This is a genomic window from Sphingorhabdus sp. 109 (genome assembly GCF_902506555.1).
Taxonomy (GTDB): Bacteria; Pseudomonadota; Alphaproteobacteria; order Sphingomonadales; family Sphingomonadaceae; genus Parasphingorhabdus.
In genome coordinates this window covers 1463447-1479117 of the sequence record NZ_LR732707.1, presented here as the reverse complement: position 1 = coordinate 1479117, position 15671 = coordinate 1463447, and the positions used below count along the sequence as shown (strand labels likewise).

The window sequence follows — 15671 nt, the reverse complement described above, 5'->3', positions numbered from 1 at the left end:
AGATATTCCCGATGAACATCACGACTGGTGCAACGTTGTTATTCGGCACGGTCATATTGCTGGCCGTGACAATTTTCGCCTGGAACCTGACCAAGACAACTACATACGAGCGTAATCTGGCGGCTTTTGAAACCCTGTCCAAGGATAGCGAGCTGGCACTTACGCACAGGATAGAGTCTTACCGGCAGGCGTTGGACAGCGGTGCGGCTCTGTTTGCCGCTTCGGAGCGGGTTGAGATAGGCGACTGGAAAACGTTCGTTGATATCCTGAAAATCGAGGAAACTCTGCCTGGCATCAACGGAATCGGATATATCGAGCAAATATTGCGCTCCAAGGAAGACGTATTTCTTGCTGATCTCGCTGCGCGGGGCGTCACCGATATTGAAGTCTATCCGCAGACACAATGGTCCGAAATATTGCCGATTACATATATCGAACCGATATCTATCAACAAGGAAGCGGTAGGTCTGGACATCGGCTTCGAAACCAATCGTCGTTCCGCTGCCTATCAGGCAAGAGATACGGGCAAGGCTACGATTACGAAACGCATTTTTCTGGTACAGGACAAGGAAAAAAGCGCGGGTTTTCTTCTGCTCCGGCCTATTTATGAATCCGGTCGGCCATTAAATTCGGTGTCGCAACGCCGTGCTGCCTTCCGGGGTTGGGTCTACGCTCCGTTCATCGCATCACGTTTTATGAAAGGGCTGACTGCAAGTCAGGGCACAAATTTCAAAATCACGGTCTATGATGGAACATCGACAAATGACTCCGAGCTGATTTTCGAGAATAGATCCGGCGTTGAAAAATCTCATCAACCGCGCTTTTCTGTCACCAAAGTACTGCCGATGATGGGGCAGCAATGGACCGTTTCATGGGATAGCACACCAGAATTCGAGGCCAATGTCGGTACGCAGGAGCCCAAATTTGTCCTGATCGGCGGATTGGCATTGGTGTTGGCCTTCGCCACGCTGGTGATGTTCTATGCCCGGCGGGAAGCCTATGTTCGGCAAGAGGTCAGAAACAAAACCCAGATACTGGTCGACAAGGAAAGAGAAATTGTCAGCGCTTTGGAAACTGCCAAGGCTGCAACCGGCGCAAAATCGAAATTTCTAGCGAATATGAGTCACGAAATCCGCACCCCGATGAATGGTGTTATCGGTTTCACTCAGTTGCTCGATGATGGCACGCTGAATGAAACACAAAAGAAATATGTCGGCCTGATAGCCGATTCCGGTTCGGCGATGATGACGTTGCTCAATGATATTCTGGATATTTCGAAAGTCGATTCCGGGTCGATGACAATTTCGCCCGAGCCATTCGATATCCGCCATTTGCTGACCAGTTGCGTCAAGATTTTTTCCCCAAATGCAGAAGAGAAAAACCTGACGATCTTGATCGAGGTAGACAAGGACCTTCCCCAGTGGATTGAGGTGGATGGTTTTCGACTGCGGCAAATAGTGATGAATCTGCTGGCAAATGCCATCAAGTTTACCGAGACCGGCTACATTACGATATCCGCATCGTTCAGGGAATCCGATGGACCGGAACTCTCCATAGCTGTGGCCGACACCGGGGTAGGGATCGCATTCGACCGGCAGGAGGCAATCTTTGAGCCGTTCATTCAGGAAGATGATTCAACCGCCAGAAAACATGGCGGCAGCGGATTGGGGCTGACGATCAGCAAGCAGCTGGTCGAACTTATGGGGGGGGAAATCCTCCTGGAAAGCTATGTCGCTCGCGGTTCCAAATTCACGGTGCAAATACCCGTGGACCGGCTTGAACAGGGCGCGCCCAGAAATCTTGTCAAATTCCCTGCCCAGCCGGGAGTGTCATGCGACAACAGTCCGGATGCGCTGCGAATTCTGGTGGCCGAAGATCATGACGTTAACCAGGTGTTGATCGGAGAAATGCTGACCCGGCTTGGTTATGAATATGAACTGGCTGTCGACGGAGCGGAAGCGGTGGCCATGATCAGAAAAGCAGAATATTCGGAAAATCAGTATGACCTTGCCCTGATGGATTTGCAGATGCCCTATGTTGACGGCATCAAGGCCACTCGAATGGTTCGCGAACAGGGTATCGGCGCTGAAACGCTCCCCATTGTTGCGCTGACGGCGAATGCATTCGAGCAGGATATCGAACGCTGTCTGGAAGCTGGAATGCAGGCGCATCTTGCCAAACCGCTGGCGATAGACTCGCTGCGTAAAGCGGTGCTTGACTGGGCGGCCTGATGATATTTCCCATTTTTGAGCTCGTCGCCATGCAAGGACCGTATGCTCACTGGGGCAGCAACCGTTCGTTTGCCGTGGCCGGGAAGCTTGGCGTTTCTTTTCCGGCGCTGTTCACTGTGCTCTCGGTTCTTTTCCCGGGTTGGGGCGTTGGTATTGCTGCACTGATGCGCCCTCATCCTTCCTTTGCAGCCATGGTCTCGAGTACTGCGTTGCTCTTTGCGCGGTCTTCGGCCAGCCTGATCCTATGGTCGATCCACCCGGGACAGCATTTTGCTAAGCTGCAGTAGCGACTGATTGCCTCGATATTGATCATGGATCCCCGGGCCAGTTATCGGTGATTTCCATACCCTTGGAGCCAGTTGCGTTACATTGAGCTGTTCAGTATGAAGAAACCGAATTAACGGGATTTAACCTTGGACGAGATCGAGCCAGAAACAGCGCGCGTAGCCAATTTGACGGCTAAGCAGCGAGAATGTTTGCACCTTGTCGTTCTGCGTAAATCTTCCAAGGAAATTGCCCGTATACTCGAAATCTCCAAGCCCGCGGTGGATCAACGGCTGGTGAGCGCGCGACGGGTGCTGGGTGCAGCGACCCGCGACGAGGCCGCTTTGATATATGCCAGAGCCTCCGGCACCTATGACCGGATACTATATGATCCGGCAGGTGTTCCCTTCGATGGCGTTTCCGGTCCAGAAGGATCTCAAGACGAGCGGCCAGGTTCATTCATGCTCGAAGAAGTGTCGATCCCTTACGAGATAGATACTGAAAACGATCCGAATGTCTGGCCGCAAATCTTGAAAGAGCCGGAAGGGAATTGGGGAACCGCGCAGAGAATAGCCATCATGGTCATTCTGACTATAGGAATTTTGGCGATTGTTCTGATCGCCTTGTCCGTTTCGCAGTCCCTTTCCAGCCTGTTGACAGCCTAGCAGCCGGCCGGGCTCTCACTTTTTGAAACAGCAAAAAACCGTAATTTACGGAAAGGAACAACTATGTCTTATCCAATCAGAATCGCGTCTGATCGCATCAAGCAAGATATGCCGCACACCGAGGCCTCTATAGATCAGGCACTGATTTCGGTGTCCAGTCTGATGGTGACGCTGGTACAGGCCCGTGTCGACACCGGTGTTCCTGCGGCAACGGGACAGGTTGCCGTGCGAAGGTTGGCCAAGGCACAGATGGCGCTCGTCGAAGCCAGCAGTGATGTGCTGCGGGTGCATGGTGAATTGCAGAAAGTTGGACAGGAATATGCCGGTATGGATGTGCACGAGAACTGCCCGGCCGTCCAAGCCTCCGGAACCCCCGGCAATTTGCATTCCGTCGCCGCGTGAGCGAACAGTGGTTGACTGTCATGCGTGAGAATGGTCCATCTGGAACATGCGAACTCTCGTCTTTCTCTTGTTCCTCGGCGCAGTCTGCATGTATGCACTGTATCGGGGAGGCGGGCCCGAGCGCTGTGTTGCCGGCATCGTTATTGCGATGGTGCTACTGGATCCTGCCGTGCATATCGTCACCCCGCTTGAATATTCCGCTCTGGACCCGGGGCATCTGGTCATTGATTTGGCCGGATGGCTCGCGCTGGTCGCAGTTGCATTGCGCGCAAACCGGTTCTGGCCGCTATGTGTAGCGTCGCTTCAGACAATCGCACTGGTGGCTCACGTCACCAGGATGCTCGATGTGACGATTCATCCAAAAGCCTATATGATCATGCAAATAGCTTCTTCCTATCCTTTGTTGGTGCTGCTGATGGTGGGTACGATTTGTCATCAGAAGCGACTGAAAGCCATCGGGATCGACAGGTCCTGGCGAACCTGATCAGGATTGTCGAGCCGGACGAGGCTGCCAGGCTTTCCGGGGCATTGCTCGTCGAATTTGGTTCAATTGGTCGGATGCTGGGGGAATCCGAAGCGGCATTGCACCGTGTTCTCGGTAAAAAGCGCACTGTGGTGAAGCTGCTCAAGGCAAGCGAAGAATTCATGCTCGCCAGATTGCGCGAGGATCTGCCGAGAAAACTCATTTCGGCCACCGATCGGAATCTGGTGAAATATCTTCAAGCCCGGATGGGCGCCCGGAGCACAGAACGGATGCGCATATTGTTTCTGGATAGTTCGCACCATCTGCTGTGCGAGCAGGAATTCGGCGAAGGGTCTCCGCACCGGGTCTATATCCAGCCCCGGACGATCTTGAAACGAGCCCTGGAACTAGATGCCAGCGGACTCATCCTCGTTCACAATCATCCGGGCGGAAACCTTTCCCCCAGCACTTCGGATATTGAATTCACCGTTTCTATCCATAGCTTATGCTTGGAACTGGATATAAGTCTGCTTGATCATATCATCATTGCGAACAATCGCTGGACCAGTTTTCGAAAGCTGAAGATAATATGAGTGGTCAAAGAGGAACCGATTATGTCACTCTTGCCACAACCGAGCTTCGGGCAGACCAGCAGCGAAATCTATATTTCGCGCATTCTAGAATCTTCGGTGATCCGGCCTGGGAACTCATGCTGGAAGCCTATGTCGCAACCGCTGCGAACCGTTGCGTGGACCTCTCTGACCTGAAGGGCAGCATATGCCGGCCAGCTTCGGTCATAGCCAGATTGGCTGCAATACTGGAAGCCGAAGGCTATCTGGAGCGATGTCCTTCCCGTGAAATGCAGAAAGTTGATTGCGTCAAATTGACCAAAGAGGCGATGTCCTGGTGCGAGCAATGTCTGGATTTCAAGCGCGCAAGGTACCGGCAATCACCTGACTAGCGTGGAAAATCTTTTGGCTATGAACACACGGTTGGCTGTGCGGGCAGGAGCATACAACGATGGACGAACGCGCAATTTACAGGATTGGACCGCCGTCTAATTGCGCAAGCGATCCTCACAGCGCCTGTGTTCCGGCCCCGTAATTTTCAACGTCTGCAATAGCGGGTTAAGGCCGCGCCATTTTTACCGTTATCAATCTCAAGGTCTGACATTTCGTCAGGTGCTGAAGAGGTGATCCCTATCGCGAGATATTCGGTTACGCAGACAATCTCCCCGGTGCTCCGGTTGATCTTGGCAATCGGCTGCTCGATGGTTGTGGGCGTTTATGGGCAGAACGGCAGGGGGCAGGCCGATGACAGGGCACGCGTGGCATCTGCAACGATGGCTGAGGCACAAGTCGTAATCCATCGTCGCATCGAACTCCGGGCGAATGGATCGATTGAGTCCGATATGCTGAAACAGTCCGAGCTCTTTCAGGTTAGTGAACGCCAATGCGATGCTGCACTCGGGCGAAACTTGTCCCGATGCGTTTTTCTGGTTTACGAGATCCAGTAATATCAGCCGCGATCTTGCCTGATCCCTCAGTCAATGATCGAAGTACCGAGGCGTTCTGATGGTCAGTCTGATGTTGTGGGCTTTTGGTTCTCCAATGCAATATCTTCCAATGCATCGATCGCCTCTTCGACTTTTATGGCAGCGATGGACAGATCGTTCTCGTCGAGAAAATTCAGTACTTCCTGAAGTTTTTCAACAAGGCTGAGCACATCACCATTCCTTTTATAAATTTCCGAGCCTTGTTTTTGGATGAGGGGCTTGATAGCTGCCGAATTCAAACGTTCTGCCGGATATCAGTCCGCGAAACCCACCCCGGACCTTCGGGCAGAGATTGTCCCCTGATCAAACTTCCCGATCCACAATTTTGCGTCCCGGCATAATGGCGGCGATTATGACCCTGGCAGGCTGAAATAGGGTTCAATCAACAGAACAAGCCAGAAGGCGACAGCGGCATGTTTAAGGGTCGATTGGGTAGGATGATTACTCATCCTACCCAAACAGAGAACGCATTCCAGGTGTTCTACGTTCACCAAAGTTGGGGCCTGCGGGGGCTGATCAACCTCGGAAGAAAGTATTCAATCTTTCCTGTCGTTATCTATCCTGATCCGGTTGCCAAAGATCAATCTGTATCGCTCTCGATTTGGTGAGACAGTTTGAAATTAGATCCAAAGTGGGGAGAGTATAGTTTCATTCTAAATCAACTATAATGGTCATTCAAAGATGGAGCGGGTCATTCACGGAATAGAATCGACCGGGTGGCATTGAAGCAACCAAGCTGTGTTCCGGCTCGGCCGCGCTGCGGAAAAGGTTTTGTGGCTTGATGATCACGGGCGGTCCTGACTCAATCGCGCAATAGGACGCAGCTATCCAATCGGATGACCGCCCCCTATATTGTCTGCCCGGATGAGGGGCGACCGGATGGTCAAGCCGGCAGTCAATATTGTTCGATAAAATTCTGTCGCGAGACCTTAATTTTATCCTAACGCACCGTAAATGTCTGTGAAACAAGTCAGGCACGCCGATCGTCGCAATATCGCACGGCGCAACTGCTAGTTCGGCACAGCAACGTTGGAATGATATGGAATCAGATGATAGCTATTCGGTCATGATCAGACGACTGGAGCGTGCCGGCTTGAACCGGCGCTTGCCCTCTGCAGGCGCGGATAGAAAGGTCTCGCAGATAGCGGCGGACGATCGAACAAAGCCTGCGGGTGACGAAGGCTTGTCGAGCGAACAGCAGGCGCTGAGCGCCCGAACAGTGGCCCGGATAAAACTGCAGATCGCGTTCGATGTCTATCATATTGATCCCGACAGGCTCGCGGACAAATTGCTGCGTGCGGGCATATTCTAACCATTTTTGCGTTGATGCCCGTGGCAGTCAGTTGCCTTCCAATGAGAAAAGCAGCTGGATATGAAAGCCGCTGCATTGAAGGGGCTGCGGGCCTGTAAAGACGGCATTGGTTGGGAAGCAGGGCGCTCTGAATGCAGCCCCAACACATATTTGTTCGAGTTTGTTCCGGTGACTGATCCGGAGATTGACCGGCAAGTCCAGTCCAATCGACTGCCCGATCATGGCCAATAGCAAAGATGCTCGAACGAACCGGGAAACATTCTCCACATAATATTCACCTTCGGCCGAGTGTCTTGCGCTCTAATTTTTGAAAATTCGATGCGCCAATAACTGGCACGATCATTGCATTGCTCCTTTGCAGGAGATTTTGAGCAAAGATGTTTTATTTATCGACCACAACAAATAGCGGATGGCGCGTTCCCGTGCGCCACACCATCTCCTCGAGCAGGGGCAAAAGCCAGAGTCGGCGGAACAAGGCGGTTGCGGCGGATCGATCGGCTGAACCCGCCACCGCGCTGCCCATCGGGCGGGAGCGGTAAATGGCCTCTTTTGCAAATATTTCGGTTCTGACCGGGAAGCTGGCCTGTGCAAGGGCAGCTTTTCTGCCGGCGGCGACGATTTCGCTGTTGATCGTAATCTTGGCGCCGACGCAGCTTCATGTGGCGATTGTGTCGGCGATCGCCTTTGCCCTCGGCTTCACTGGTCACCAGTTTCGTGCGGTCAGCACAGCAGAATCCCGGTTTGAGCAGCGGGAGGCGAAGCATGCGGCGCCAATCCGCGAGGGCGCTGATCTTGAGAAACCGGGGCTTGCGGTCAAGATCGGATATGGCCTGTTTCCGCTGGTTGAAGATCGCAAAGGCGCGCCGCTGATGAGCCGGTTGGCCGAAACCCGGAACCAGATTTGTCGAGAATTCGGTTTTGCGGTGTCCCATATTCCGGTCAAAGTTGATCTGTCACTCGAGCCGAACAGCTACCGGATATCGATCGGAGGACTGGTGCTGGGTGAAGGCGTAGCCTGGCCTGACGAGATTTTGGCGGTCGATGACGGCGACGTGGAAACACCTATCGCAGGCCGTGCCTGCAAAGATCCGACCTTCGGAATGGATGCCGTCTGGATAGCAGCGAGACAGCGGACCTTGGCCCTCGCCAAGGGTTATCTGGTGGTGGATGCACCCACCGCCATAGCAACCCAATTACACGACATTGCGCAACGCCATGCGGCAAAATTGTTCGGTGCAGATGACGTGCAGCAATTGCTTGATTTCGTTGGACAATCATCGCCGAAACTGGCGGATAAACTTGCCGGCGAATTGCTGTCCCGGGACAAGATTACGACGATTTGCCGCGCCCTTCTCGCTGAGAATATTCCGGTCAAAGATTTTGGCCGAATATCCCTTGCGATGGTGCGGGCATGCGAGTCGCACAGCGATGCCGCCCGTATAGCAGAGGCGGTCCGGGCGGAGATCGGCGACCTGATTGTCGGGAACCTCGTGCCGGCCTGTCTTCCTCTGCCCGTTATGACGATGGATGCCTCGCTTGATGCCATGCTCGTGAAGGCGCTCAAGGCCGGTCAGGGTGAAAGCTATCCCCTTGACCCGCGCCTGGCGCGGCAAATCATCGATGGAGTGCATGTTGCCATTGACGCCTTGCCTCGGTGCGTACGCCATATTGCCCTGATCTGCTCACCGACGGTGCGCAAGCCGCTCAGCGCGTTGTTGAGACCGCGGTTCCCGGACCTAGCGATATTGTCCGACGCCGAGTTGCCGGAGCGCAAAACGGTCGAGGTCTTCGCCAAAATCGGCGTTCCGCCATCCAGCCGGACGATGGCTGCCACCAGCGCAAATCAATTTTAACGACCAAGGGAACAGGATATGTTGAAAACAGAAAGCCGTACGTCGCAATCTTATGGGGCCTTGCAAATAGACGAGAACCGGCTGATTGCAGAAAACCATTCTCTGGTCACGAAAATTGCCTGGCAGGTCAAGTCATTTGCACCCGACCAGATGGAGATTGAGGACCTGATCCAGGTTGGTCTTGTCGCCATGGTGGAAGCGGCAAAAAAATATGTGGATCAAGGACATAGCTTTAGCACTTATCTATATGTCCGCGTTCGTGGGGCGATGATCGATAGCCTGAGATCAACCTGCAATTTGCGCAGAACAACGGTCGACTGGCAGAAGAAAGTCAGGCGCTGCCGGGCCCAATTGCTGCAGGAACTGGGCCATGAACCAAGCGATTCAGAGCTGGCGCGCGCGCTGAAAATGGACGCAAGGGATTTCCGCAAAAATGCCGACCGGGCGATTGCTGTCCATGTCGGGTCGCTCGACGAAATTTACAGCGATTCAAGCAGCTGGTTCGTCGATGAGGAAGAGGACCAGCACGAAAAGCTGGAAAAGTCGCAAATGGCCGCCTTATTGTCTTCGAAACTGAAGCAGTTAAACGAGCGGGAGCAATTGGTGCTCAATTGCTATTTCGTCGAGGAGCTGCAGCTTGATGAAATCGGAGCGATTCTTGATGTATCCGCGGTACGCATCTGCCAGATCAAAAAGCGCGCATTGGAAAAGTTGCAAGCCGCAATGACCGCGGCGTGAGCATCACGCGATCGATCCTCTGCGGCTTTCCGGACCCGAACATGTCGGAGTCCCGACAGCCGACCTTGGGAAATGTCGGTTTTTCGACAGACGTGATGGATTTCCGACATCGGTTTTGACAGTAATAGGCGAATATCGGTAAATTCATAACTGGCACGCCTCTTGCTGATTATGATATTGAACGTCGGATTTCGGTTCGGTTGTTCAGTCGACAATATGAAGAAACGGCGATCGTCATATCGCGTTGAAGCCTGGTCTGGTCACTGGATTGCAACGAACGGACGATCTGCTGGCGATGGATGACATTATTCCGTCGCGCCACCACTACTCGTCTTCTGCCTGGCAAATATCCCCCGATAAAAGCAAGGCAGAAGGCGAGTTTGGTGGTTATTTTTTCTCTCTCATAGTCGGTCTGATCTTGCTTTCCCCAAATTTATACCGCCGCCGGCCCGTGCTACGGCTTGAGGGGCCCGCGCATCGTTCGGCAGGAAGAAGCGGAAACGGAGCAAATCTCCTCTATATCTGGCGAAAATTCGCTTGGTGCCGCCTGCGGAATGGTGACGGCAGATTTCCTGGATAAACTAACTTAATCCGCCGCCTTATCCGCCGTTATAAATTCTGAGAAAGTCGAGGATGTAAAAGCGTGCAAACGGTCTTTGCCGGTTGGGGGACGGTTGCGCTATTGTCTTATCCCCGGTGGACTCTCCGATTTGACGCCCAATACATTCAACTGTGGACCAGCACTTTTCCTTTCGACGACTATGAAAATTGTTCGGGAAAGCCATCAATATGACGTTTTCATGCCGCAATCCTCACACCGCAGGAAACAGGGGTTTCGCGAAGACAGGCAGTGCGTCGGCGACGGACTCTTATTGTCGGGCTGCAGGGCTGCTGGAGGAGCTGGGCGAGATTCTGGGCCTGATCACGGAAAGTGCCCGCCGCAGTGAGAAATCGGCCGTTATTCGCAACCGAACGATTGCTCGAAATTTGTTGGATGCGCTCGATGAGGAGCTGAAATTCGAACTGGCAGGCGACCTTTCGCAGACCTTGCGGATCATCTACTGCGAGGCGGCAAAGCGCATTCGATTGGAAGAATTGGAAGCATATATCGAACGGATGGAATCGGCGCGCGAAATGATTCTGGAGATCGAGAAAGCGTGGGGTGAGATCGCCGGACCAAGCCGGTCATAGTCGAGGCCAGTTAGGCTGAGATCGAACAAACAGCAGATTTATCAGTAGTTTGCTGGATATTATGCTTGCGCATCTTGTCGATCAGCGTGGTTCTCTTGATATTTATCGAGCGTGCGGCCTGCGAAACGACTCCGCGTGAACTGTCCAGGGCTGCCATGATTATCCGGCGCTCTTCATGCTGCAGGTGAACATTGAGATCCCGGACGATCGTTTCGCGCGGAGCGTCATGGGGGGCGGGCGCTTCGCCATGAAGAGCGGCGGATGAATCCTGAACCGCATTTTCGGACTGATGCGGTTGCGGGATGGCGCGCTCGGCCAGACAGGGCGCGATGTTGGACTGGATTAGCTTGGCCACATCTTCTGCCAGCACCTGTTCGCCGGAGAAGAAAACGCAGGCCCGTTCGACGGCATTGCGCAATTCGCGCACATTGCCCGGCCAGTCATATCGCTGCATCCGTGCGAATGCTTCGGCCGTGAACACGGGGAGAGGGCAGCTATCTGGCTGGTTTTTCAGGAAATGGTCTACCAGCGCCGGAATATCTTCCAGACGCTCGTTGAGCGCCGGCACCTCGATCGGCACGACACAGAGACGATAATAGAGATCTTCGCGAAACGCCTTGCTCCTGATGGAGTCCGACAGATTTTTATGCGTCGCGGTGATCACTCTGATATCGACCGCAATGTCGCGGTTTCCGCCCACCCGATTGACGATCCGGGTTTCCAGAACGCGCAGCAGTTTTACCTGCATGTCGATCGGCATGTCGCCAATTTCGTCAAGGAAGATAGTGCCACCGCTGGCCTGTTCAAACAGCCCGACGTGGCGGCTCACAGCGCCAGTAAAACTGCCCTTTTCGTGGCCAAAAAGTTCCGATTCTATCAATTGTTCGGGCATTGCACCGCAATTGACGGCAATATTGGATGCGTTTTTCCGGTCCGAAATAGCGTGGATGGCTTCGGCAACGACTTCTTTGCCGGCGCCGGAAGGTCCGGTGATCATGATCGAGCTGTTGCAGCGGCCGGCGAAGCTGACGATCGAACGCAACTGTTGCATCTTCGGACTGTCGCCGATCAGCTTCGCAGCAAGCATTGTCTCAATTTTTGAATCGGTCATTGAACTACCCAGATAACAATACGCATATCTCCCCGAAGATTTCGGGGGGAAGATGGTTCGAAGATCCCGCAATCGTCGAACCGTCACCTGGTACGGTCTGAAATGGACAAGGAACCTTAAATAAGGGTTAATGGATCCTTGCGGCATGGACGCTGTTCGTCATCGGGCAGTGTGCCAGGCCAAAAGATCCGGGACTGCGCCGGACCGGAAGCATAGCGGCGCGTTGCTATATTGTTCAGAAGGAAGCGCTATACAGCAGCTTTTCGATCTTGGCTTGGCACGCTTGGGAAACGGCAACGAATACCATGCGATTATCGGCCGGATTGGAGGATTTCTGGAGCAGTCCCTGTTCAACCATGACATTGATATAGCGCATGGCGGTTGTCATCGGAATGCCGGAACTATGCGCGATTGCCGACACGGTCACCGGCTGGTCCTTGAGGCCGCAAATATATATGTCGAGACACATATTCCAGCAGGAGTCGGTAAAAAGCCCGTTTCCGGTATCCAGCATGCCGGATTTCAATCGGCCCCATTGCAGAAATTGTTCGGCACGTTCGACCAGATTAACACCACCCGTACCCTTGCCTTTGCCGTTATTTCCCTGACCGGGGAGATCACGAAATTCCGAGACCCTCTTGTCCAGATTATCAAGTTTCTGGTTCGCCTGATCTATTGTCAAGCGAAGCTCAGCCAATTCAGCTTCGACACTATCCATTGATATTACGCTGCAATATTAGAGTTCTCCGGTCCTGACTGTCTCAAGAAAGAAAATATTTGATCGGTTCTTTTCTCACCTATCACTGCACTTGAATATTCTTTCAACGTAGCAAAATCGCCGAGAGTGGTAACATGATTTTTCAGTCTATCCACGGAGTGGCTACGCTGTCAACTTGACCGTTCCCGCAGGTCCCGCCATTTTACATATTCTATATTTTTGGTGTTTGGACTGGTTATCTCCCGATAATCGGGTGCTTGTACCGCCGCTGACAGGGCTGGATGTCACAGACAGGAATATATCCGGTCGGGTCAGGAGATATAGATGGAAATGCGGCTGCGTCCTCCCGTATGTCCGGTCGGCGGAAACCGGATTGTCGTCGGGCCGTTGCCACAAAACCGATCCCGCTCCGAATTATCGAGAAACCGCTCTTATTTTTTGACGGGATCGGCCGTCTCTAATCTTATGATATCAAAATCGAGCAAATCCATGCGCAATGGGAAGCGTTTGCTGTTCGAGGCCGAAGCCGCGCGCCAGTTTGCCCTGGACCGTTATGACATCGTCGACACGCCTGAAGAAGAGCGTTTCGATCATATCACTATGGTGATGAAACAGACGCTTGATGCCCCTTTTGCGGGAATTGCATTCATGGATGGCGACCGGCTGTGGTTTAAATCCAAAGCCGGCGTGACTGCGAACGAAATACCAAGAGATATAGCATTCTGCGATTTTGCCATCGCCCGGCAGGGGGTTACGATCATTCAGGATGCCTTGCAGGATGAACGCTTCCGCGAAAATCCTGTAGTGACCAGCAGCCCGTTCCTGCGCAGCTATATCGGCGTCCCGCTGATGACGCCCGACGGCTATAATATCGGGACATTGTTTGCGATTGATATTGTTCCCCGCCGATATGACGATGCCAAGGTCGAGCGGATCAGGCAGCTTGCAGAGCTGGTCATCCATGAACTGGAATTACGGCAGCAGTCTGAAAAGGACCGGCTCACCGGTGCGATGTCGCGTAGCGGTTTCGGTTTGGAAATGCAGAAGGCAATGTCTCTGCACGAACGTCAGGGCGTGAAGAGCACGATCGTGATTTTTGACGTGGATCTGGACAAAACCGCCAGCAAGCGCTTCGGCCATCCTTCCGGCAATGCGCTGCTGAAATCCATCATCCGGCCTCTGGTCCGGCGTTTGCGCCGGTCCGACCACATTGGCCGGCTGGGCGGGACGCAGTTCGCGGTGCTCCTGACCTATACTGTCGAAGCGCAGGCACGCGAGGCGTCGGAAAAAATGCGGAAGGAAGCGGAACTGGCCGATCGTGCGACATATGTCGATGTGGCCTTTTGCGAGGTTACTCCAGCGATGGGGGCCTGGGATGACTGGCTTGATCAGGCCAGTCTGAAACTGCTTGCTGCAAAAGGGACGGGGCGGATCGACACGGACGAAACGCCGGTCAGGCGGTATAATATGGCAGGGGGTGCCGGCTAAAAAGAGAAGGCTGGGCAGGGCGATGAAGGCCTTGCATTGCGAGGCCTGCTGCGCCCCGTACCCGAACGGGCCAGGATTGTCCTGTCTCCCTGCACCGTGCGATAGTTTGGTTGCCAATTTCCGGCAGGCATGCCAGTCTGAACCGAAGAGGAAATGGCTGATAAAGGAACCAAATATGGCAACCGCGATCCCCAAAGAAGAAACCGCGATGGGCGTTGGACCGGGATTTTCGATCCCCGACCCGCATGATATACCCAGTCTCAAGGGCAAGGTGTCCGATGTCGAGTGGCAATTGCGCTGCGATCTCGCAGCGACATACCGGCTGTGTGCGATGCACGCCTGGACGGATCTTGTATTCACCCATATTTCCGCACGCCTGCCCGACGAGGATGGTGAAGAGCGGTTCCTGATCAATCCTTATGGTGTGCTGTTTGACGAAATGACGGCATCTGCACTGGTCAAGATCGATCTCGAGGGCAATATCAAGCAGGATACGCCCTATTTCATCAATCCCGCCGGCTTTACCATTCACAGCGCGGTGCACAGCGCCCGAGAGGATGCGGGATGCGTTATCCATGTGCATACGCCTTATGGTATTGCGGTGTCCGTCCAGAAGGCGGGGCTCCGCCGCTACACCCAGTTTGCCATGCAGGTCCATGATGATCTGGCCTATCATGACTATGAAGGCATTGCTCTCGATCTCGACGAGCGGGACCGGCTGATCAACGATCTCGGCGAGAGAAACCTGCTGATCCTGCGCAACCACGGTACCCTGACCGTTGGCGAGAATTGCGCGATCGCCTTTCTCCGCATGTATATTCTCGAAAATGCCTGCAAGACGCAGATATTGGCGCAATCGGTTGGCGGTGAAGAGCATCTGCACGAGGACAGCGAAGACATGGGGCATCGCGTGTTCCAGCAGGCTTCTCCGGCGTTCCAGAGAGGACTGGGCGACAATTTGATCTGGCCGGGCCTGATGCGCAAGCTGAAGCGTAGCAACCCGGGGCATGACCACTAGGTCTCGTCGCCCGGATCCTCCGCGCTAAAGGTCGAAGGGCAGTCGGGAGAGTATCTCGACCTGCTTGGCCGCGAAAACGGCGGAACCCAGTTCCTGTTTCTTCTCTTTCAGGAAGAGGTCGCGCTTGCGGACCATATCGATGATCGGGTCATGAAAATGATGGACGGCGGCGGTCAGCCAGTCGTTGACCAGGGGGTCGCCCGGTGCGCCGGTCATGTTGAAACTGTGTAGCCGGGAAGCAATCGCTTCGGCCGGCATCATATATTCGTAGGTCACCCAATAGTTGGTCGTGAACCAGGTCAGCGGCATGCCATCCAGGCCGAAGTTCAGGGCACCGAAATGGACTACGCCTTGAGTTTTCTTGCCATTGGGCAGTCTGGCCGGGGGCTGGTAATAGGGTTCGACACCATCAAACATGTCGAGCGGCAGGAACATGTGAAAATGGCCATGCTCGCCGTCTTCGCGCTCTTCCGGCTTGTGCGCATGGTAGAACCAGCGCGACTTGTTGCCGGGCGCGATACAATCCCCTTTGGGATAATGCTGATATTGAACGAAAGGGGCGTCTGCCGGCACCACTCTGGGTACTAGCGAGACGCCCTCACTGGCTATCTGGCCGGTAAGCTCAAACAGCCTTTCTAATGCATTTTCCAATGCGAAATAAG

At 53.8% G+C, this 15671-nt stretch carries 16 protein-coding genes; 12 read left to right on the top strand and 4 right to left on the bottom strand.

Annotation, left to right across the window (positions count from 1 at the left end; translation table 11 throughout):
* Window positions 1-11: 11 nt before the first annotated feature.
* The 6 genes from BOSE62_RS07020 to BOSE62_RS06990 all read left to right on the top strand — a co-directional run bounded on the left by BOSE62_RS07020 (window position 12) and on the right by BOSE62_RS06990 (window position 4986).
* On the top strand, window positions 12-2231 hold the full coding sequence (locus tag BOSE62_RS07020; RefSeq protein ID WP_159643660.1) for a CHASE domain-containing protein: 2220 nt from the start codon (window positions 12-14) through the stop codon (window positions 2229-2231).
* Entirely contained in the window at window positions 2231-2518 is a 288-nt protein-coding gene (locus BOSE62_RS07015; RefSeq protein ID WP_159643658.1) for a hypothetical protein, read from the top strand. Before BOSE62_RS07020 ends, BOSE62_RS07015 begins: the two co-directional genes overlap by 1 nt.
* Window positions 2519-2644: 126 nt before the next feature.
* Window positions 2645-3160, top strand: a complete 516-nt coding sequence (locus BOSE62_RS07010; protein ID WP_159643656.1) for a helix-turn-helix transcriptional regulator — start codon at window positions 2645-2647, stop codon at window positions 3158-3160.
* Between the two features lie 63 nt (window positions 3161-3223).
* Entirely contained in the window at window positions 3224-3562 is a 339-nt protein-coding gene (locus BOSE62_RS07005) for a hypothetical protein (protein WP_159643654.1), read from the top strand.
* 237 nt (window positions 3563-3799) lie between these two features.
* On the top strand, window positions 3800-4618 hold the full coding sequence (locus BOSE62_RS17360; protein WP_236553890.1) for a JAB domain-containing protein: 819 nt from the start codon (window positions 3800-3802) through the stop codon (window positions 4616-4618).
* The gene (locus tag BOSE62_RS06990; RefSeq protein ID WP_159643648.1) at window positions 4615-4986 is read left to right on the top strand and encodes a hypothetical protein; all 372 of its coding nucleotides are present in this window, start codon (window positions 4615-4617) and stop codon (window positions 4984-4986) included. Before BOSE62_RS17360 ends, BOSE62_RS06990 begins: the two co-directional genes overlap by 4 nt.
* 617 nt (window positions 4987-5603) lie before the next feature.
* Here the strand turns inward: BOSE62_RS06990 and BOSE62_RS06985 are convergent.
* Entirely contained in the window at window positions 5604-5819 is a 216-nt protein-coding gene (locus tag BOSE62_RS06985; RefSeq protein WP_159643646.1) for a hypothetical protein, read from the bottom strand.
* Window positions 5820-6619: 800 nt separating this feature from the next.
* Between BOSE62_RS06985 and BOSE62_RS06980 the strand changes: the two genes are divergently transcribed.
* The 4 genes from BOSE62_RS06980 to BOSE62_RS06965 all read left to right on the top strand — a co-directional run bounded on the left by BOSE62_RS06980 (window position 6620) and on the right by BOSE62_RS06965 (window position 10674).
* Window positions 6620-6892, top strand: a complete 273-nt coding sequence (locus BOSE62_RS06980) for a flagellar biosynthesis anti-sigma factor FlgM (RefSeq protein WP_159643644.1) — start codon at window positions 6620-6622, stop codon at window positions 6890-6892.
* A gap of 539 nt (window positions 6893-7431) precedes the next feature.
* Window positions 7432-8745 carry an FHIPEP family type III secretion protein gene (locus BOSE62_RS06975; protein ID WP_159643642.1) on the top strand — a complete coding sequence of 438 codons (1314 nt, stop codon included), beginning with the start codon at window positions 7432-7434 and terminating at the stop codon, window positions 8743-8745.
* Window positions 8746-8763: 18 nt separating this feature from the next.
* Window positions 8764-9483 (top strand): sigma-70 family RNA polymerase sigma factor, encoded by a 720-nt coding sequence (locus BOSE62_RS06970; protein WP_159643640.1) that lies wholly within the window; start codon window positions 8764-8766, stop codon window positions 9481-9483.
* Between the two features lie 768 nt (window positions 9484-10251).
* Entirely contained in the window at window positions 10252-10674 is a 423-nt protein-coding gene (locus BOSE62_RS06965) for a hypothetical protein (RefSeq protein WP_236553889.1), read from the top strand.
* A 10-nt stretch (window positions 10675-10684) separates the two neighbouring features.
* On the opposite strand, the gene BOSE62_RS06960 is transcribed toward BOSE62_RS06965, so the two are convergent.
* Both BOSE62_RS06960 and BOSE62_RS06955 read right to left on the bottom strand, forming a co-directional pair.
* Window positions 10685-11785, bottom strand: coding sequence for a sigma-54 interaction domain-containing protein (locus tag BOSE62_RS06960; RefSeq protein ID WP_159643636.1), 1101 nt, complete (start codon window positions 11783-11785; stop codon window positions 10685-10687).
* A gap of 235 nt (window positions 11786-12020) precedes the next feature.
* Complete coding sequence (locus BOSE62_RS06955; protein ID WP_159643633.1) at window positions 12021-12467, bottom strand: helix-turn-helix domain-containing protein; 447 nt, start codon at window positions 12465-12467, stop codon at window positions 12021-12023.
* 525 nt (window positions 12468-12992) lie between these two features.
* On the opposite strand from BOSE62_RS06955, the gene BOSE62_RS06950 reads away from it, so the two are divergent.
* Both BOSE62_RS06950 and BOSE62_RS06945 read left to right on the top strand, forming a co-directional pair.
* Complete coding sequence (locus BOSE62_RS06950; RefSeq protein WP_159643631.1) at window positions 12993-13991, top strand: GGDEF domain-containing protein; 999 nt, start codon at window positions 12993-12995, stop codon at window positions 13989-13991.
* A gap of 175 nt (window positions 13992-14166) precedes the next feature.
* Window positions 14167-15009, top strand: coding sequence for a class II aldolase/adducin family protein (locus BOSE62_RS06945; RefSeq protein WP_159643620.1), 843 nt, complete (start codon window positions 14167-14169; stop codon window positions 15007-15009).
* Between the two features lie 24 nt (window positions 15010-15033).
* Here the strand turns inward: BOSE62_RS06945 and BOSE62_RS06940 are convergent, their stop codons facing one another.
* Window positions 15034-15660, bottom strand: a complete 627-nt coding sequence (locus BOSE62_RS06940; protein ID WP_159643618.1) for a DUF6969 family protein — start codon at window positions 15658-15660, stop codon at window positions 15034-15036.
* Window positions 15661-15671: the final 11 nt, after the last annotated feature.